The organism is Mycobacterium toneyamaense (genome assembly GCF_055384815.1).
Genome location: NZ_AP040333.1, coordinates 3,380,012 through 3,397,284 on the forward strand (window position 1 = coordinate 3,380,012; position 17,273 = coordinate 3,397,284).

Genomic DNA, 17,273 nt, shown 5'->3' on the forward strand with positions numbered 1-17,273 from the left:
CTACCCCTTGCGCCCCACGAATGCGCTCAGCGCATCGGCATTGGCGGCCCCACCGAGCAACTCGGCGAACTGACCGGACTCGCGCTGCGTCGCCGCGACGATCGCGTCGCGCGTCGGCTCGACCATCGCGTGCTTGACGGCCATGAGACTCGAAAGCGGACGCGAGGCAATGATTTCCGCATGACGACGGGCCTCCGGCAGCAGATCGTCGGGCTCACACACCCGCCACACCAGGCCCATGCGCAGCGCTTCCTCGGCGCTCACCCATTCCGATGACAACAGCAGCCAGGCCGCGTTCTGCCGGCCCATCAACCGCGGCAGCAGATACGACGATGCCGCCTCCGACGCCACGCCCAGGCTGGTGAACGGGCATTTGAGCCGCGCCGTCGTCGACATGAACGCCAGATCGGCATAGCCGAGGATGGTGGTTCCGATACCCAGGCCGACGCCGTTCACCGCACAGATCAGCGGCTTCGGAAACGCCGTCAGCGCCTCGATCAGGCCCGGGAAGCCGTACTCCCCCATCTGATATTCGGGATTGTTGACCATCTCCTGCATCTCGACCAGATCGTTGCCGGCGCTGAAGGCCCGGCCGGCGCCGGTGAGCAGGACGACCGAGACCTCCGGATCGGCCGCGGCCTCCTTCAGCGCGATCGTCGTGGCGTCGTAGAGCGCTTCGCTGAACGCGTTGAGTGCGTCGGGCCGGTTGAGGGTCAGGGTCCGGACCCGGTTGGTGTCGTCGATCTGAACGAGCGCGGCGGGGTCGGTCACAGGTTGTCTCCAAACGGGTTGCGCATGATGTAGCGGCTGGTGGGCACGGTGTCGATGTTGACGTTGGCGCCGAAGGCCGACGTACTCGCGGCCATCTTTCCGGCGCGGTCGGCCAGATCGGCATCGTCGGCGGCGCCGAAGAAGGCGTGCAGACTCGTCGTCGCCTCGATGGGGAACAGCTCCTCGACGATCGCGCCGAGCTCCGGGGCGTCGGGCGTCAGCGAACGGACCACGGCGTTCTGCGTGTAGCCGAACGTGGACTGGGTGTCGATCGCGATCTGGGTGTGGTCGATGTGCCAGCGGCGGAACCACTCTCGCTCGTCGATGTCTTCGGGACGGCGCAGCAGCGCGATGTTCGCCAGGCCGGTGGTGCGCTCCCCGAGGACGATTGCCGGGCCGGCCAGCGGGACCGACTCGGTGACCAGATATGCGGCCAGTTCGGTGCATTCGGCCCGCAGTCGCTCCAGCGCGGCCGTCATCTGCGCGCCGTAGTACTGCTGCGTCCAGATGCTGATCACCGCGACCACCGGCGGGTCGAGCGTCGTCAGCAGCATCAGCGAGTCCCGGACGGCGCCGTCTTTGACGTTGACCGCCAATCCGGGCAACCCCAGCGCCAGCAATTCCCCGGCAACCTCGGTGCGCAGCCGCTCGCACCAGGCGTCGTCGGCGGTGTCACGCCGCAGCGTGACCATGACCTTCTCCATCGAATCTCCCCGTCAGTCCCGCGCCCAGCGCGGCGTGATGAACACGCCCTCGGCCTCCACCGTGATGCCCTCGGCATCGGCGATGTGCCCGACGGCGTAGGTCTTGATGCCCTCGGTCCGCACGATGCGGGCCTCGGCGTGCAGATCGCCGAGCCGCGTCATGCGCCGGTAGCGCATGGTGAGGGTGCCGGTGAGCCGCGGCTGTCCCGGCAGGCTCGCCCCCTCGCCGAGGACGTGGTCGAGGACCATCGCCGACACCCCGCCATGAACGTGGCCCGGCGGGCCCTCGTAGGCGGCGCCCAGATGGAAGTCGGCCGACACGCTGCCGTCGGCAGCCCGGATGAGGACGACGGGCGGCGCGATCGGGTTTCGAACCCCGATCACCGCATTGCCCCAGGGCATTTCACTGCCCTGCGCGCCGAACCTGATGCCGAACGAACCCTCGAGCTGCTGCGCGCGGAGCTGGGCGGTGGCGGCGTCGATCTCGGCCTGCACGGCGGCGATGGCCGCGGCTCCGACCTCTGTCCGGATGGTGGCATCGATGAGCTCGCGTACGGACTGCGTGAGCGGTTCGTAGACGGCTCGCATCCGCGCCACCTCGTCGGCGCTCAGCTTCTGCATGGTGTCCTCGAGCACCCTTGAACTAGAACACGTTCTAATCAGGCTGTCGAGGGTGGGGTCCCACTGCCTGCGCGCCAACAGTTTTCGCCGTGGCCACGGCGACTATCGGCAGCCGAACCACCGCCGCGGATCGCACTGGCCGTAGCAACCATGAAACATGGATACAGCAAATGCGATACAGGATGCCGGAAAGCCGATTTACCGAGACCGTCGTTCCGCGATCCCGCGCCCATCACGCGCCGTGGTAGCACATCGCCACGTCGATGTGCCGCGCAATTGCCAAACATTCGCACCTTTGTCCGGAATGCTGTACATCGTCACACCCGCGCACTAGAGTTCGGCACAGGTGCCGCCGGCGTGCACGCAGCAAACTTCGACGGACAACACGGCAATGCGATCCCGGATACTGCCGGCGAGCCGGCGGGATCCGGTTGTGAAGGAGTTCAGGCCGATGCGGATCGATCCGTTCGCTGGATGTCAGGTCTCACGCGTGACCGTCGTCGACTCGTACGAAGTCGTCCATGCCGGCATCGCGGCCTGGCTCCGTGACGACCACGCACTCTGCGCGACGGCCACGTCCTACTTCGCCGACACCGAGGAGTTCCTGCGGCGACGGCCCGTGCCCGAAGACGACGCCCAGGTGGTCGTCCTGGGACTCAAGGCGGACGAAGCCAACAGTCTCGCCGCCGTGCGTGATCTCGACAACCGCGGTTACCACGTCGTGGTGTATTCGCATCTCACCGACCGCGACGTCATCCGCACCGCGATCGATTCGGGCGCCCGGACCTACCTCATCCAGACCGAAGGCCGGGAGCACCTGCTCAAGGCCATCCGGGCAGCCGTGACCCCGTTCCCCTATGTCGGGCCGAACGTGGCCGCCGCTCTCGACGACCGGGATTTCTGTCTGCGCCCGGTCCTGGCGCCACGCGAGCAGGAGGTGCTCCTGGCGTGGTTCCGGACGGACAGCAAGGAACTCGTCGCGCAGCAACTGTTCCTGGCGCCCAGTACCGTGCGCACCCACCTGCAGCGCATCCGGGCCAAATACATCGCCGCCGGCCGCCCGGCCGGCACGAAAGCCGCGCTGGTGGCACGCGCCATCCAGGATCGGATCATCAGTATCGACGATCTGTGACTCCGTAAACTTCACGCCATGACCGTCACCGCCGATGATCTGCGCCACCTGAACCGCTGCGTCGAGCTGGCCCGTGAGGCGCTGGAGGACGGCGACCAACCTTTCGGCTCGCTGCTGGTGGATGCCGACGGCGTCGTCGTCTTCGAGGACCGCAACCGGGTTTCCGGCGGAGACCAGACCCAGCACCCCGAATTCGCCATCGCCCGTTGGGCGGCAACCAATCTCGATCCCGCGCAGCGCGCCGCCGCGGTTACCTACACCTCCGGTGAGCATTGCCCCATGTGTTCGGCCGCGCACGCCTGGGTGGGGCTGGGCCGCATCGTCTACGCCACGTCGTCGGCGCAACTCGGCGGCTGGCTCGGCGAATGGGGCGTGGCACCCTCCCCCGTTGCGGCGCTGCCCATTTCGGCCGTGGCGCCCGGCGTGCCCGTCGACGGCCCCGTCGATGAATTCGCCGACACCATGAAGGAGCTGTACGCGGCCTGCTTCCGGCCGTGAGCCCTGTTCCGAGTCCGAACCGTTAGCCAACTGCGACGTCACTCTTCGGCATCGAGACGAGGAACCGGACGTCCCGGGTGCTTCACTATTCAGTACGGGAGCCTGCCGTTACCCCCGAGACGGCAGGCTCCCGCTTTTGGCCACCACTCAGGATCACCGCATACTGTCGTCGCCGTGAGCCAGGCACAGTCCATGCGACCGATCATCCGCGGCGTCCTGCTCGACATCGCTCCGCCACTGATCGCGTACTACGGACTGCGGGCCGCCGGCGTGTCCGAATATGTGGCGCTGCTCACCGCCACGGTGCTGGCCGGCGGCAAGGTCGCCTACGACGCGATCAGCGCGCGCCGTCTGGACCCGTTCGCGGGTTACCTCATGCTCAATTTCGGCCTGAGCCTGGCCGTCGGGGTCAGCACGTCGGATCCGCGAATGCTGCTGGCGGGCAACACGTTGGTGGGCGGCCTCGGCGGCCTGGTCTTCCTCGGCAGCTGCGTGGTCGGCACCCCGCTCACCCAGATCGTGTCGGAGCGAGTTCAGACCGAAGAACACGACACCGGCCCGGCTGCGGCCGCTTACCGGCGGCGCGTGCACATTCTGCTCTCAGCGATGTGGGGCGTCGGCCTGCTCGTCGGCACCGCACTGCATCTGGCGGTCATCTTCTCCACCCCGGTGGACGTCGCCAACGCCCTGACCTCGGTGTTGTCGCTCGCCACCACCGGCTTGCTGATGACTGCGACGTTCGTGGTCGGCAAACGGGCCGCGAACCGCTGGGAAGAACGCCAACAGGGCGAGCCGACGACCCTGGAACAAATCGACACCCCCAAAGGTTGAGCGCAGGAGATTCAACTTTGGAGGTACGGATGTCTGACGCCACAACAGCGCCCATCGCTGTTCCCGTCCTGTTTGTCACCGAGCCGATCGTCCTGCCGGGCATGGTCGTGCCCATCGAACTCGATGAGGCCGCACGTGCCGCGGTCGACGCGGCCCAGGCCGCCGCAGCCGCCGGCGAGGCCGGGAAGCTGCTCATCGCGCCCCGCCTCGACGACCGCTACCCCACCCACGGCGTCCTGGCGTCGATCGTCCAGGTCGGCCGCGTGCCCAGTGGCGGAACCGCCGCCGTCGTCCGCGGTGAGCGGCGCGCACACATCGGGTCCGGCACATCCGGCCCGGGCAGTGCGCTGTGGGTCCTGGTCGACGAGATCACCGAGACCGCTGCGACCGACGAAACCCGCGCGCTGGCAGCCGAATACAAGAAGCTGCTGCTGGCGATCCTGCAGCGCCGCGAGGCCTGGCAGATTGTCGACGCCGTCAACCAGATCAGCGAGCCGTCGGCACTGGCCGACACCGCGGGTTACGCCTCTTACCTGACCGACGTGCAGAAGCGCGAGCTGCTGGAGACCTCAGATGTGAGTCGTCGCCTCCACCTGCTGGTCGAGTGGACAGGCGAGCACCTGGCCGAGGTCGAGGTCAACGACAAGATCGCCGAGGACGTCCGCGCCGGAATGGACAAGCGGCAGAAGGAATTCCTGCTGCGCCAGCAGCTCGACGCCATCCGCAAGGAGTTGGGCGAGCTGGACGGTAGCGCCGGCGCCGAGGAGCCCGCGGACTACCGCACCCGCATCGAGGCCGCCGATCTGCCCGAGAAGGTGCGCGAGGCGGCGCTGCGCGAGGTCGGCAAGCTGGAACGGTCCAGCGAGCAGACCCCCGAGGGCGGCTGGATCCGGACCTGGCTGGACACCGTGCTGGAACTGCCGTGGAACGAGCGCACCGAGGATTCGACGGATCTGAGGGCCGCCCGGGAGATTCTGGACGCCGACCACCATGGGCTGGACGACGTGAAGGACCGCATCGTCGAGTACCTGGCGGTGCGGGCCCGCCGCGCCCAGCGCGGCTTGGCCGTCGTCGGCGGTCGTGGCTCGGGCGCCGTCATGGTGCTGGCCGGCCCTCCTGGTGTCGGCAAGACGTCGCTGGGTGAGTCGGTGGCACGTGCACTGGGCCGCAAGTTCGTCCGCGTCGCCCTGGGCGGTGTGCGCGACGAGGCCGAGATCCGTGGCCACCGGCGCACCTACGTCGGCGCGCTGCCGGGCCGCATCGTGCGGGCCATCGGCGAGGCGGGTTCCATGAATCCCGTTGTGCTGCTGGACGAGATCGACAAGGTGGGCTCGGACTACCGCGGTGATCCGGCGGCGGCACTGCTGGAGGTGCTGGACCCGGCGCAGAACCATACGTTCCGCGATCACTACCTGGATCTGGATCTGGACCTGTCCGATGTGGTGTTCCTGGCGACGGCCAACGTCATCGAGAACATCCCCAGCGCCCTGCTGGACCGCATGGAGCTGGTGCAGATCGACGGCTACACCGAGGACGACAAGGTCGCCATCGCCCGCGACTACCTGCTGCCCCGGCAGGCCGAACGGGCGGCGTTGACCACCGACGAGGTGACGGTGACGGACGCGGCGCTGCGCAAGATCGCCGCGGACTACACGCGCGAACCGGGTGTGCGGCAGTTCGAGCGACTGCTGGCGAAGGCGCTGCGGAAGGTCACCACGCGGCTGGCGTCGGGTGTTGACGCGGTCACGGTTGATGAACCGGATCTGGTCGAGTACCTGGGCCGTCCGCGATTCATGCCGGAGTCGGCCGAGCGCACCGCGGTGCCCGGCGTGGCGACCGGACTGGCCGTCACCGGCATGGGTGGCGACGTCCTCTACATCGAGGCCGGTTCGAACGAAGGCGAACCGGGTCTGCAACTGACCGGTCAGCTGGGCGACGTGATGAAGGAGTCGGCGCACATCGCGCTGTCCTACGTGCGGTCGCACGCGGCGGAACTGGGTGTCGATCCGAAGGCGCTGGATCGCCGCATCCACGTCCACGTGCCCGCGGGCGCGGTGCCCAAGGACGGTCCGTCGGCCGGCGTGACGATGGTGACCGCGCTGGTCTCCATGGCCACCGGACGGCAGGTGCGGTCCGATGTCGGGATGACGGGCGAGGTCACGCTGAACGGGCGGGTGCTGCCCATCGGCGGGGTCAAGCAGAAGCTGATGGCAGCCCAACGTGCCGGGCTGACAACAGTTTTCATCCCGTCGCGCAACGAACCGGACCTGGACGACGTGCCGGCCGAGATCTTGGACGCACTCGATGTGCGGCCGATGACCGACGTGGCCGACATCATCGCCCAGGCATTGGAGCCGGCGGCGGAGGCCGTGACCAACGCCGCCTGACAACCGAATACCGCGAGCAGACGCAAAACTGTCATTTTCGACCGAGATTCGACAGTTTTGTGTCTGCTCGCGGATAGAACAGGACCCTCAGGCGATGTCGGCCGACGGCGGTTCGTCGGCCAGGTGGATCGCGCGGTGCTCGATGAGCTCGTGGATGCGGTCGGGCCCGAGCCGGGCCCGGAAATCCTTGACGGTGTAGCCGACGACGACCCCGTCGGTGAGGGCACGCACCGTCGCGGTGCGCGGAATCCCGAACAGCGGCCCGATCTCGCCGAAGTACTCGCCAGGGCCCGCGGTGAACAGCAGCATCGTCTCGCCGTCGGGCATCTCGCGGGTGATCTCGAACCGGCCCTCCCGCACGACGTAGATCAGGTCGCCGATGGTCGTCTGCTCGAACACCAGATCCCCGGCGTCGAGTTCGAAGACCTCGGGCTCCCGCTCGGTGCTGGAGACGGTGGGGACCAGCTCGATCACCCGGTCCGCCAGCGGCAGCATGCGGCTGTCATGAGTGGCGACCACCACCACGCGGTCGTCGGCGAGCTCCCGGATGAGCCGCAGCACCTCCTCGACCTGGATGAAGTCCAGGTGCGCCGTGGGCTCGTCGGCCAGGATCAACGGCGGGTCCAGCGCGATGGCCCGTGCCACCGCGACGCGCTGCTGCTGTCCACCCGACATGTCACCGGGGCGGTGTGTCATCCGGTGGGCCAGACCGACCCGGTCGAGCAGTTCCGCGGCACGCTGCCGGGCTGCGCCGCGGCTCATGCCCGCGGCCCGCATCGGCACCATGACGTTCTCGGCGGCCGTGAGGCTGGGCACCAGGTTGAACGCCTGGAACACGATGCCGACGGTATTGCGGCGGTAGTCGGTCAGCGCCTTGGGCCCGAGCGTGGTGACGTCGATACCGTCGAACAGGATCTGGCCCGACGTCGGCTTGAGGATTCCACCCATGCACGACAACAGCGTCGTCTTCCCACAACCGCTGGGACCCAACAGGATCGCGAGCGATCCCGCCGACAGCTCCAACTGGAAATTGTCGATGGGCCTGACCTTGTCGGCGCCCTTGCCGTATTCCACCACCAGGTCGCGAATCTGTAAGTCGCTCATGGTCTATGGCCCCCCGAATGCCATCGCTGGATCTATCGTCACCGCTCTACGCATGCCCGCCAGGCTCGCGATCAGCCCGATGGTGATGGCCACCACCGGCAGCAACAGGTACGCCCCGGCCGGGACATCCACCCGCATGGGGAACATCGGCCCGAGCACCATCGCCAGCAGCACGCCGATCGCCGCCGAGCACACGGCGATGAACACGGCCTGCAACGCCAGCCCACCCATCATCGATTTCGTCTTGACCCCAACGGCTTTGAACACCGCGAAGTCGCGGGTGCGCTCCATGGCGGACATGTAGATGAACATGCCGATGATCGTCGCGGCCACCACCCAGAGCAGGACGGCCATGATGCTGATGGCATCGACGGCGACTTTCAACGGCCGCATCATGTCGTCGATGGCACCGCGACGGTCCACCAGCCGGTAGCCGTCGAGCGCCCTGGTCGGGTCACCCCGGATACCGACCGACGCGATGACGGGCTGCCCGCCGTACACCAGGCGCTGCGCACCGACCGTCGTGAGGAACAGATTGGGCTGCTGCGCCAGCACGGTGGAGTTGTTGACGATCCCCACGACCTGCAGTGTGTGCGAGGCGATGTGCATCTGGTCGCCGATCTTGCGGCCCAGCGTCGACGACACCGCGATCTCGTCGGGCGTGGCAGGCGGCCGACCCTGTGACATCGCCGGCATGCCGGGGCCGGCGGTCGGGGCGCCGAACAGGTTCATGGTCCGCGGCGTCCCGTTGTCCAGTGCCGTCGTGCCCGCATAGACCACTGCGGCAGCGGCCTGCACGCCCGGAAGCCGTTGCGCGCGTTCGACTTCGGTCTGCGCGAACGGCGACGAACCCAGGAACGGTCCGGCCGCCCCGTTCTGGATCATGAAGTAGTCGATGCCCAGCGAATTGACGGTGTTACTGGCCTCCACCCGGAATCCGTTGGCCAGCCCGGTGAGCACCAGCGTCATGGCGAACACGAATGAAGTGCCGACGACCGCGATGAGAAATCGGCGGCGCCGCCACTGCAGGTCACGTAACGCCGCGATCAGCACGTGTGGAATCTAACGTGTTCGCTGACTGCACAGCGGCAAGATAGCCAAAGCCGACGGCTGATTGGGGCAGACTGACCACATGGCCTATGACGAGGATCTGGCCAACCGGATCCGTGAGCTGCTCGGCCCGGTCGGCGGCATCGAGGAAAAGCGAATGTTCGGCGGGCTGGCGTTCCTGCTGAATGGCCACATGTCCGTGGCCGCGAGTCACGACGGTGGCCTGTTGGTGCGGGTTGCGCCCGATGAGACCGAGAAGTTGCTGGGACGTGCGCACTGCGAACTGATGGTGATGGGCGGCCGCGAGATGCGGGGCTGGCTGCGGGTGGCGGCCGACGGCCTGAAAACCAAACGCCAACTGCAGACCTGGGTCGACCGGGGCGTCGGCTACGCGGGCACGCTGCCACCCAAGTAGCGTTTGCGCACCGCGCCATTGGGTATGCCGGGGGTTATGGCACGGGATCGACAGATCGTCGCGCGGCTGCTCGACGCAGCCGGTACGACGTATGCCGAGGAAGCCGGGATAACGCTCCGCGACAAGCCGATGCCACTGTTCAAACTGCTGTCGCTGTGCATGCTCGCGAGCAAGCCCATCGCCGCGGAAACCGCGGTCGCCGCGGCGCGAGAACTGTTCCGCGCCGGGTTGCGCACGCCCACCGCGGTACTCGATGCCGACCGCAGCCAGATGATCAGGGCGTTCGGACGCGCCGGCTACGCCAGATACGACGAGAGCTCGGCGACCCGCATGACCCACATCGCGACCCGGGTCAACGACGAGTACGGCGGCGATCTGCGCAACCTGCGAATCAGGGCGCACCACGACGTGAAAGCCGCAGCCAAGGCCCTGCAGGGGTTCGACGGTATCGGCCGCACGGGCGCCGACATCTTCCTGCGTGAGATCCAGGACGTCTGGACCTGGGTGCAACCGTATTTCGACGATCGGGCACTCGCCGCGGCGAAAGATCTGGGCCTGCCGACGGACGCCGGCAAGCTCAGCAGCCTGGCCCCGAACCGGAACGCGCGGCTGGCTGCCGCACTCGTGCGGGCGTCGCTCGACGACACCGTCCGCGAACGCATCGAAGCGTAGACCAACTCAGATCGATGAAGGGATTCTCGAATGGCCGGCTCACCCACTTTTGTGATCATCGGCGGCGGGCTGGCGGGCGCCAAAGCCGCGGAAGCCTTGCGCAGCAAGGATTTTGACGGGCAGGTGGTGCTGTTCGGCGCCGAGGACCGGCTGCCCTACGAGCGTCCCCCGCTGTCGAAGGAATTCATGGCCGGTAAGAAGACCATCGAAGAATTCACGGTGCAGCCCAAGAGCTGGTACGCCGAGCACGACGTCGACCTGAAACTCGGCACGGAGGTCACCACGCTCGATCGCACCGCGCACATGGTGGCGTTCAACGACGGCGATCACGAGCACTACGACAAGTTGTTGCTGGCCACGGGATCCCGCCCCCGCAAGCCGCCGATCCCTGGATCCGACGCCGACGGCGTGTACTACCTGCGCACCATCGACGACGCCACCGCACTGCTGGCCCAACTCACCGAAGGCCGGCGGCTCGCGATAGTCGGAGGCGGCTGGATCGGGCTCGAAGTGGCGGCCAGTGCCCGGGGGCTGGGCGCCGACGTCACGGTGGTCGAGACCGCCGCGCTGCCGCTGCAGGCCTCCCTGGGCAAGGAAGCCGGCGAGGTGTTCGTCGGGCTGCACCGGGACCACGGCGTGGATCTGCGGTTGGGCACCACGGTCGATGAGATCACCACCGCTGACCACAAGGCGACGGGGCTGCGACTCGGCGACGGATCCACCGTCGAGGCGGATGCGGTACTGGTCGCGGTCGGCGCCAAGCCGAACGTCGAGTTCGCGGAACGCTCCGGACTGGTCATCGCCGACGGCGGCGTCGCCGTCGACGAGTCCCTCAAGACCAGCGATGACGATATCTACGCAGTCGGCGACATCGCGGCCGCCGAGCATCCGCTGTTCGGCGTGCCGATCCGGACCGAGCACTGGGCCAACGCCCTCAAGCAGCCGGCCGTCGCCGTCGACGGAATGCTCGGCACGGCAACCACTTACGACGAACTGCCCTACTTCTTCACCGACCAGTTCGATCTCGGCATGGAGTACGTCGGATACGCGCCGCAGTACCAGATGGCCATCACGCGCGGTGATCTCGGCACGCGTGAGTTCACCATGTTCTGGCTCGACGGTGGACACCGCGTGCTGGCCGGCATGAACGTCAACATCTGGGAAGGCCTCGACGACATCAAGAAGCTCATCCGGTCGCGGCGGCCGGTGGATGTCGGGGCACTCGCCGATTCGTCGGTTTCGTTGTCGACGTTGGCCGGTTAGCACGTCGCCGTTTTTGTCGGACCCTTCTGCTTTGATGATGTTATGCCCAGCAGCGCAACGGCTTTCGATGTTGAGTCGTCGCCGTGCGAGCGCATGGATGCGTACTTCGCCGAGATCGGTGAGCTGACCGGTCAGCGCAACGCGATCGACGCCCGGCTGGTGCAGATTGCCGCCGAGATCGACCGGGACGGGCTCTGGGGTGCCACCGGCGCCCGGTCGATGGCGTCGTTGATGGCATGGAAAACCGGTGTGTCACCGCGCAATGCGGAAGTGATGATGGCGGTGGCGCACCGGCTCGAGGAGTTCCCGCGCTGCGCCGAAGCGATGCGGGCGGGCCGGTTGTCGCTGGATCAGGTCGGGATGGTCGCCGAACATGCCGGCGAGGGTTCTGATGAGCACTACGCCCAGTTCGCCGAGAGCGCCACGGTCACGCAGTTGCGGACGGCGGTGAAACTGGAGCCGCGCCCGGGGCCTGAGCCCAAGCCCGAGGTGCCGCGGTCGATCGCCAAGACCAGCCACGACGACGGCTCGGTCACGTACAAGATCCGGTTGCCGAAGTTGGAGGCGGCGAAGTTCGATGCGGCGATGGCGTCGCATCAGGATGCATTGGTCGCGGACTGGAAGCGCGACCACGAGGACACCGAAGGGCAAGTGTCGGAGCAGGCACCGCCGTTCCCGAATCAGGTGGATGCGTTCATGAGCGTGGTGGAGGCCGGCTGGGACGCCGACGTGGCACTGCGGCCGCATGGGCAGCGCACCACCGTCGTCGTGCATGCGGACCTCGAACAGCGCACGGCCGCCTTGCATCTGGGTTCGGTGCTCACCGATGAGGAACGCCAACTGCTGTTGTGCGATGCCACCTGCGAGGTGTGGCTCGACAAGCACGGCCAGCCGTTCGGTGCCGGGCGCAGCACCCGCACCATCAGTCGTCGGCTGCGCCGCGCGCTGGAGCACCGGGACCGCTGCTGCCGGGTTCCGGGGTGCGGGGCCACCCGCGGCTTGCACGCCCATCACATCATTCATTGGGAGAACGGCGGGGAGACCGAGCTGCACAACCTGGTGCTGGTGTGCCCGTACCACCACCGGTTGCATCACCAGCGGGTCATCACGATCACCGGGCCGGCCGATCGGCTGGTCGTCACCGATGCCGCGGGCCGACAACTCGACGGCGGATCACTTGCTCGGCCGCCCACCACGGCCCGCCCCGATGTGCCGCCGTGCCCCGGCCCGACCGGGGAACGCGCCCAATGGTGGTGGTACCAACCCTTCGAACCACCACCCGCACCGTCGTCGAACTAGACGCACCACCCGCGCCACCTAGCATCGGTAAATCGGTGAGGATCGAGACCTCACAAATACCGGCGACGGAGCGTCTACTGGGTGTGAAAGCCAAACCGCCATTCGAGGCCGTGGTGCGCAACCACGGTCCTACGGTCTTCCGGGTCTGTGCCGCCATCGTCGGCGTACACGACGCCGACGACGCCTGGTCAGAGACGTTCCTGGCGGCCCTCAAGGCCTATCCCGAGCTGCCGGCGGATGCGAATCTCGAGGCCTGGCTGGTGACCATCGCGCACCACAAGGCCATCGACATCACCAGAACCCGGACACGCCGGCCCATCCCCACTGACGTCGTACCCGAGCCGGCATCTCGGCGCGACGTCCGCGACAGCGCGGCCATCGAAGTCGATCTCGCGGTCGCCGTCGATGCACTCCCACCCAAACAGAAGCACGCCGTCGCGTACCACTACCTCGCGGGACTGCCCTACAACGAGATCGCCGAGATTCTCGGCGGCACCGCCGCGGCCGCACGCCGCGCCGCCAGCGACGGCATCGCCACGCTACGACGCACCTATCGCGCCGAACTCATCGGAGTGACGGCGCCCGGGAAAAGAGACACCCATGAATAACGGCGAAATCATCACCGGCGACCTGGCACGCATGACCGACATCGGCCCGGACCGGTTGGCCGAATTGCACGACCGGCTGGCCGCGGCCGCCCAGCGCGACGGCGTCCTCGACGTCGCCTACCGCATCGTCGACAGTCCCGTCGGTCCGCTGCTGCTGGCGGCGACCGAACAGGGCCTCATCCGTGTCGCCTACGCCATCGAAGACCATGACACCGTCCTGCAGCAGCTCGCCGACAAGGTGAGCCCGCGCATCCTGCGGGCACCGGCCCGGCTCGACGCGGTCGCCCGTGAACTCGACGAGTACTTCACCCGGACCCGCCGAACCTTCGACGTACCGCTGGATTGGCGGCTGGCCGCCGGATTCCGCGCCGCGGTGCTGCACCACCTGCCGGAGATCGGCTACGGGCAGACGGCCAGCTATGCCGCTGTCGCCGCGCTGGCCGGCAGCCCCAGGGCGGTCCGCGCCGTCGGCACCGCCTGCGCGAAAAACCCACTGCCCGTGGTCGTTCCGTGCCACCGCGTGGTCCGCAGCGACGGTGCGATGGGCGGCTACCTCGGCGGTCCGGAAGCCAAGCGCCTCCTACTGGACCTGGAGGCCGCGGCATGAGCGTCTGGCAGCAGCGTGTCGCCGCCACCGACTGGGGAGCCGTCCGCACCGAGCTCGAGACCGTCGGCGGCGCGCTGACCGGACCTCTCGTCACGCCGGCCGAGGCCGCCGAGCTGGCGGCGATCTACCCCGACGCGAGCCGATTCCGCTCGACCATCGACATGGCCCGCTACCGGTTCGGCGAAGGCCAGTACCGCTATTTTCACCGGCCCTACCCGGAGATCGTCACCGAGCTCAAGTACGCGCTGTACCCGCGGCTGCTGCCGATCGCCCGCGACTGGTGGACGCGGCTGCGCCGCGATCCGCCGTGGCCCGACAGTTTCGACGACTGGCTGGACACCTGCCACCGGGCCGGGCAGACGCGCACCACCGCACTGTTGCTCAAGTACGGCGCCGGCGGCTGGTGCGCCCTGCACCAGGATCTGTACGGGGACTTGGTCTTTCCGCTGCAGGTCGTCATCAATCTGACCCGGCCGGAGGTCGACTACACCGGCGGCGAATTCCTGCTGTACGAGCAGCGGCCCCGCGCGCAGTCGCGTGGCTCGGCGATCTCCATCCCGTTCGGACACGGACTGGTCATCACCACGCGCGAACGGCCGGTGGCATCGAAACGCGGGTGGGCCGTCGGCCCTGTGCGCCATGGTGTTTCGACGCTGCGCTCGGGAAACCGGATGACCCTCGGCCTGATCTTCCACGACGCCGCCTGAGCATGTACACGCTCATCGATGCGCAGGGCCGCACCTACGTCAGCGCGACGCCGGGGCGCCTGGGCGGCCATCGGCGCAACAAGCTCTACGGCAGGCTGGACTGCCCGTCGGCGCTGCGGGCCATTGCCAAGGGCGGCTACGTGACCCATCGGGTGTTCTTCGCCGATGAGACCGCTGCCGTCGCTGCCGGATACCGCCCCTGCGCGGTGTGCCTCCCCGAGACGTACCGGCGGTGGAAGGACCGTCATTGATCCTCGCGCGACACATCGATCCGGCAGTGGGTCGCCGCCAACCGATGTGACCTGGGTCCTTGGCGCCCGTCGGTACACTCGCCAAAGATGATCGACGCCTCGGCAGCCGCCGCTGCACCATGCCTACCGACCGGCTCACCAGCCGTGCGGCACCCGCGCGTCTACATCGACGTGGCCGTGGTGGTGGCCGTTCTGGTCGCGACCAACCTGCTGGCCCACTTCACGACCCCCTGGGCGAACATCGTCGTCGTGCCCCTCGCGGCGCTCGGGCTGGTGGCCCTGGTCCGTAAACGGGGCCTCGGGTGGACCGAGCTGGGACTCGGCCGCGCGCACTGGCGGACCGGCATGCGCTACGCGCTCGGCGCCATTCTGCTTGTCGGGTCGGTGATCGCCGTCGGCGTCCTGCTGCCCTGGACCCGCCCGATGTTCCTCAACAACCACTACGCGACGATCTCCGGCGCCCTGCTCGCGTCGATGATCGTCATTCCGCTGCAGACCGTCATCCCCGAGGAACTGGCCTTCCGCGGCGTACTGCACGGCACGCTCGACCGGGCCTGGGGATTCCGCGGCGTCGCCGCCGCCGGCTCACTGTTGTTCGGCCTCTGGCACATCGCCACCTCGTTGGGCCTGACCAGCAGCAACGTCGGATTCACCCGCGTGCTCGGCGGCGGGGTGGCCGGCATGATCGCCGGCGTCGCGATGGCCGTCGTCGCGACCGCGGCCGCGGGATTCGTCTTCACCTGGCTGCGGCGTCGGTCCGGAAGCCTGCTTGCGCCGATCGCGCTGCACTGGTCGCTCAACGGCATGGGCGCACTCGCCGCGGCCGCCGTCTGGCACTTCAGCTAGGCCTCCCGCCCCGCGACTGGCCCCCGAACCGTCACCAGATTGCTGCGTTTCAGACGTGTTTGTCGTGCTCCGAACCGGGCTAGCCTCGAGATGTATCAGTCAATCGAAAGGTCATGACAATGATGCACATCGTCTGGTTGATTCTTCTCGGCCTCGTCGTCGGAGCCATCGCCCGGTTCGTCGTACCCGGTAAGGACGACATGGGGTGGATCCTCACGTGCGTGCTGGGTATCGCAGGTGGTTATGTCGGCGGCACGCTGAGCAGTGTCGTCTACGCACCGCACAAGCTCGATTTCCGCCCGCCGATCGAGCACTCGTTCTGGGGTGCGCTGGTCGGCGCGGTGATCCTCGTCCTGCTCTACCGCTTCGTGAAGTCGAAGAGTTCTACGTAGAACTCGACACAAAGAATCGAGGACCGCGCCCGGTTGGGCACGGTCCTCGATTCTTTTGAGCGACTATCCGGCGGGGGCCATCTCCGGCGGCGCGTTCGTCACCGGCACCGGCACGCCGACCATCGGGTGGGCCGGATCGGCAGGCTTGGGCGGGGCGTTCGGGTCGACCGGAGGTGGCGGCGGCGGGTTCCACGGGCGGATCGACTGGGCCAGCGTCACCGCTGCGGCCTTGTCGACCGGGTGGTTGCCCGAACCCAGCCACACGACGAACCACCGCTGCGGGTTGCGCTGGCTGCGAATGGTGGCGTCCGGCGGCGGGTTGCCGACGACGCCCGCCCAGATCTGGCCGTTGGGCTTGCCCGTATCGGTGAACTTGACCTCGTAGAACGACGCCGCGCCCGGCAGCGTCCCGGCGGTGAGCGCCGTGGTCTCCTGGCCGACGCGGGTGCCCGGGAAGGGCATGAAGAACTCGCCCATGTCCGAGGCCAACCGGTTGGCGGCCTTGCCGTTGTCGGATTCGGCACCGGCGAACAGCTTGAGGTCCAGACGACCCAGCAGCACGCTGGTGTCACTCGGGGCCTGCTCCGAACCCGCGGCCGGGGCCTTGGTCAGCAGCGCCTGGCCGTAGGACAGCTGCGTGGCATCGGCGATCTTCCAGCCTTGCGGCACAACGTAACTGAAGCCACCGGCGTCGTTGTTGACGCGTCCGGGCTCGGGCGCGGGCGCCGGAGCTGCCGCAGGTGCGGCGGGCGCGGCTCCCGGTGCGGCCGGAGCTGCCGGCGCACCCGGCGCGGCCGATGGCGGCGGCGCGGCGTTGGGATCAGCCGGAGGTGCGGCCGGGTCCGGCGCGGGCGGCGGCGGGGCCCACGGCGGCGGTGCCGGCGCGTCGACCGGAGGCGCCGGTTCCCCAGCCGGGGCGGGTGCCGGAGCTGGAGCCGGGGCGGGCGCAGGAGCTGGCGGCACCGGGTCGGCATACGAGATCGCGCTCGGCAGCGCGATGGCCGCGGCCGCCGCGCCTGCCACAGCAGCAGTCAGGGATTTCGGAAGGCGTTTGCGGGCACTTGTCCGCGCATCCGGGTGTCGCATGGGGACGAAAATACAGTGTTACCGGCGTG

At 68.1% G+C, this 17,273-nt stretch carries 20 protein-coding genes; 14 read left to right on the top strand and 6 right to left on the bottom strand.

Annotated elements, in window-relative coordinates; translation table 11 throughout:
• From ACZ5IQ_RS16325 to ACZ5IQ_RS16335, 3 genes are read right to left on the bottom strand one after another with little or no spacing between them, the layout of a single operon-like run.
• Positions 1-771 carry an enoyl-CoA hydratase/isomerase family protein gene (locus tag ACZ5IQ_RS16325; protein WP_212811324.1) on the bottom strand — a complete coding sequence of 257 codons (771 nt, stop codon included), beginning with the start codon at positions 769-771 and terminating at the stop codon, positions 1-3.
• On the bottom strand, positions 768-1,475 hold the full coding sequence (locus ACZ5IQ_RS16330; protein ID WP_212811323.1) for an EthD domain-containing protein: 708 nt from the start codon (positions 1,473-1,475) through the stop codon (positions 768-770). The genes ACZ5IQ_RS16325 and ACZ5IQ_RS16330 overlap by 4 nt, the downstream gene beginning before the upstream one ends.
• 12 nt (positions 1,476-1,487) lie before the next feature.
• Positions 1,488-2,096 (bottom strand): PaaI family thioesterase, encoded by a 609-nt coding sequence (locus tag ACZ5IQ_RS16335; protein ID WP_371824572.1) that lies wholly within the window; start codon positions 2,094-2,096, stop codon positions 1,488-1,490.
• A 451-nt stretch (positions 2,097-2,547) separates the two neighbouring features.
• Between ACZ5IQ_RS16335 and ACZ5IQ_RS16340 the strand changes: the two genes are divergently transcribed.
• The 4 genes from ACZ5IQ_RS16340 (at position 2,548) to lon (ending at position 6,944) form a co-directional block, all read left to right on the top strand.
• Entirely contained in the window at positions 2,548-3,228 is a 681-nt protein-coding gene (locus tag ACZ5IQ_RS16340; RefSeq protein WP_212811321.1) for a LuxR C-terminal-related transcriptional regulator, read from the top strand.
• Positions 3,229-3,246: 18 nt separating this feature from the next.
• A complete protein-coding gene (locus ACZ5IQ_RS16345) occupies positions 3,247-3,726 on the top strand; it encodes a nucleoside deaminase (RefSeq protein WP_212811320.1) in 480 nt (159 codons plus the stop codon).
• A gap of 174 nt (positions 3,727-3,900) precedes the next feature.
• Positions 3,901-4,557: a VC0807 family protein gene (locus ACZ5IQ_RS16350; protein ID WP_244872527.1), complete on the top strand. Its 657-nt coding sequence runs from the start codon at positions 3,901-3,903 to the stop codon at positions 4,555-4,557.
• 29 nt (positions 4,558-4,586) lie between these two features.
• Positions 4,587-6,944: an endopeptidase La gene (gene lon / locus ACZ5IQ_RS16355; RefSeq protein ID WP_212811319.1), complete on the top strand. Its 2,358-nt coding sequence runs from the start codon at positions 4,587-4,589 to the stop codon at positions 6,942-6,944.
• Between the two features lie 87 nt (positions 6,945-7,031).
• Here lon and ACZ5IQ_RS16360 read toward each other — a convergent pair whose 3' ends face one another.
• Together ACZ5IQ_RS16360 and ACZ5IQ_RS16365 are read right to left on the bottom strand one after the other, a co-directional pair.
• Positions 7,032-8,048, bottom strand: a complete 1,017-nt coding sequence (locus ACZ5IQ_RS16360; protein ID WP_212811318.1) for an ABC transporter ATP-binding protein — start codon at positions 8,046-8,048, stop codon at positions 7,032-7,034.
• Positions 8,049-8,051: 3 nt separating this feature from the next.
• Positions 8,052-9,101: an ABC transporter permease gene (locus ACZ5IQ_RS16365; protein ID WP_212811317.1), complete on the bottom strand. Its 1,050-nt coding sequence runs from the start codon at positions 9,099-9,101 to the stop codon at positions 8,052-8,054.
• A 79-nt stretch (positions 9,102-9,180) separates the two neighbouring features.
• On the opposite strand from ACZ5IQ_RS16365, the gene ACZ5IQ_RS16370 reads away from it, so the two are divergent.
• The 10 genes from ACZ5IQ_RS16370 (at position 9,181) to ACZ5IQ_RS16415 (ending at position 16,158) form a co-directional block, all read left to right on the top strand.
• A complete protein-coding gene (locus ACZ5IQ_RS16370; protein ID WP_212811316.1) occupies positions 9,181-9,513 on the top strand; it encodes a TfoX/Sxy family protein in 333 nt (110 codons plus the stop codon).
• A 36-nt stretch (positions 9,514-9,549) separates the two neighbouring features.
• Entirely contained in the window at positions 9,550-10,185 is a 636-nt protein-coding gene (locus ACZ5IQ_RS16375) for an HhH-GDP family DNA glycosylase (RefSeq protein WP_212811315.1), read from the top strand.
• Between the two features lie 30 nt (positions 10,186-10,215).
• The gene (locus ACZ5IQ_RS16380; RefSeq protein WP_212814435.1) at positions 10,216-11,448 is read left to right on the top strand and encodes an NAD(P)/FAD-dependent oxidoreductase; all 1,233 of its coding nucleotides are present in this window, start codon (positions 10,216-10,218) and stop codon (positions 11,446-11,448) included.
• A gap of 42 nt (positions 11,449-11,490) precedes the next feature.
• Positions 11,491-12,747 (top strand): HNH endonuclease signature motif containing protein, encoded by a 1,257-nt coding sequence (locus ACZ5IQ_RS16385; RefSeq protein WP_212814433.1) that lies wholly within the window; start codon positions 11,491-11,493, stop codon positions 12,745-12,747.
• Between the two features lie 83 nt (positions 12,748-12,830).
• Positions 12,831-13,355, top strand: coding sequence for an RNA polymerase sigma factor (locus ACZ5IQ_RS16390; RefSeq protein ID WP_212814794.1), 525 nt, complete (start codon positions 12,831-12,833; stop codon positions 13,353-13,355).
• A gap of 31 nt (positions 13,356-13,386) precedes the next feature.
• A complete protein-coding gene (locus ACZ5IQ_RS16395; protein ID WP_212814793.1) occupies positions 13,387-13,962 on the top strand; it encodes a methylated-DNA--[protein]-cysteine S-methyltransferase in 576 nt (191 codons plus the stop codon).
• The gene (locus ACZ5IQ_RS16400; protein ID WP_212814431.1) at positions 13,959-14,669 is read left to right on the top strand and encodes a 2OG-Fe(II) oxygenase; all 711 of its coding nucleotides are present in this window, start codon (positions 13,959-13,961) and stop codon (positions 14,667-14,669) included. Before ACZ5IQ_RS16395 ends, ACZ5IQ_RS16400 begins: the two co-directional genes overlap by 4 nt.
• A gap of 2 nt (positions 14,670-14,671) precedes the next feature.
• Complete coding sequence (locus tag ACZ5IQ_RS16405; protein WP_406801474.1) at positions 14,672-14,920, top strand: Ada metal-binding domain-containing protein; 249 nt, start codon at positions 14,672-14,674, stop codon at positions 14,918-14,920.
• Positions 14,921-15,007: 87 nt separating this feature from the next.
• Positions 15,008-15,766 (top strand): CPBP family intramembrane glutamic endopeptidase, encoded by a 759-nt coding sequence (locus ACZ5IQ_RS16410; protein ID WP_212814427.1) that lies wholly within the window; start codon positions 15,008-15,010, stop codon positions 15,764-15,766.
• A 119-nt stretch (positions 15,767-15,885) separates the two neighbouring features.
• Positions 15,886-16,158 (top strand): GlsB/YeaQ/YmgE family stress response membrane protein, encoded by a 273-nt coding sequence (locus ACZ5IQ_RS16415; RefSeq protein ID WP_020100188.1) that lies wholly within the window; start codon positions 15,886-15,888, stop codon positions 16,156-16,158.
• A 63-nt stretch (positions 16,159-16,221) separates the two neighbouring features.
• Here the strand turns inward: ACZ5IQ_RS16415 and ACZ5IQ_RS16420 are convergent, their stop codons facing one another.
• Entirely contained in the window at positions 16,222-17,244 is a 1,023-nt protein-coding gene (locus ACZ5IQ_RS16420) for an APA family fibronectin-binding glycoprotein (protein WP_213020320.1), read from the bottom strand.
• Positions 17,245-17,273: the final 29 nt, after the last annotated feature.

Excerpts from the sequence above, each read along its gene's own strand:
- ACZ5IQ_RS16420 (WP_213020320.1), bottom strand. The coding sequence starts at position 17,244 with ATGCGACACCCGGATGCGCGGACAAGTGCCCGCAAACGCCTTCCGAAA.
- ACZ5IQ_RS16400 (WP_212814431.1), top strand. The coding sequence starts at position 13,959 with ATGAGCGTCTGGCAGCAGCGTGTCGCCGCCACCGACTGGGGAGCCGTC.
- ACZ5IQ_RS16375 (WP_212811315.1), top strand. The coding sequence starts at position 9,550 with ATGGCACGGGATCGACAGATCGTCGCGCGGCTGCTCGACGCAGCCGGT.
- ACZ5IQ_RS16330 (WP_212811323.1), bottom strand. The coding sequence starts at position 1,475 with ATGGAGAAGGTCATGGTCACGCTGCGGCGTGACACCGCCGACGACGCC.
- ACZ5IQ_RS16395 (WP_212814793.1), top strand. The coding sequence starts at position 13,387 with ATGACCGACATCGGCCCGGACCGGTTGGCCGAATTGCACGACCGGCTG.
- ACZ5IQ_RS16370 (WP_212811316.1), top strand. The coding sequence starts at position 9,181 with ATGGCCTATGACGAGGATCTGGCCAACCGGATCCGTGAGCTGCTCGGC.
- ACZ5IQ_RS16360 (WP_212811318.1), bottom strand. The coding sequence starts at position 8,048 with ATGAGCGACTTACAGATTCGCGACCTGGTGGTGGAATACGGCAAGGGC.
- ACZ5IQ_RS16335 (WP_371824572.1), bottom strand. The coding sequence starts at position 2,096 with ATGCAGAAGCTGAGCGCCGACGAGGTGGCGCGGATGCGAGCCGTCTAC.
- ACZ5IQ_RS16415 (WP_020100188.1), top strand. The coding sequence starts at position 15,886 with ATGATGCACATCGTCTGGTTGATTCTTCTCGGCCTCGTCGTCGGAGCC.
- ACZ5IQ_RS16380 (WP_212814435.1), top strand. The coding sequence starts at position 10,216 with ATGGCCGGCTCACCCACTTTTGTGATCATCGGCGGCGGGCTGGCGGGC.
- lon (WP_212811319.1), top strand. The coding sequence starts at position 4,587 with ATGTCTGACGCCACAACAGCGCCCATCGCTGTTCCCGTCCTGTTTGTC.
- ACZ5IQ_RS16385 (WP_212814433.1), top strand. The coding sequence starts at position 11,491 with ATGCCCAGCAGCGCAACGGCTTTCGATGTTGAGTCGTCGCCGTGCGAG.
- ACZ5IQ_RS16345 (WP_212811320.1), top strand. The coding sequence starts at position 3,247 with ATGACCGTCACCGCCGATGATCTGCGCCACCTGAACCGCTGCGTCGAG.
- ACZ5IQ_RS16340 (WP_212811321.1), top strand. The coding sequence starts at position 2,548 with ATGCGGATCGATCCGTTCGCTGGATGTCAGGTCTCACGCGTGACCGTC.
- ACZ5IQ_RS16410 (WP_212814427.1), top strand. The coding sequence starts at position 15,008 with ATGATCGACGCCTCGGCAGCCGCCGCTGCACCATGCCTACCGACCGGC.
- ACZ5IQ_RS16405 (WP_406801474.1), top strand. The coding sequence starts at position 14,672 with ATGTACACGCTCATCGATGCGCAGGGCCGCACCTACGTCAGCGCGACG.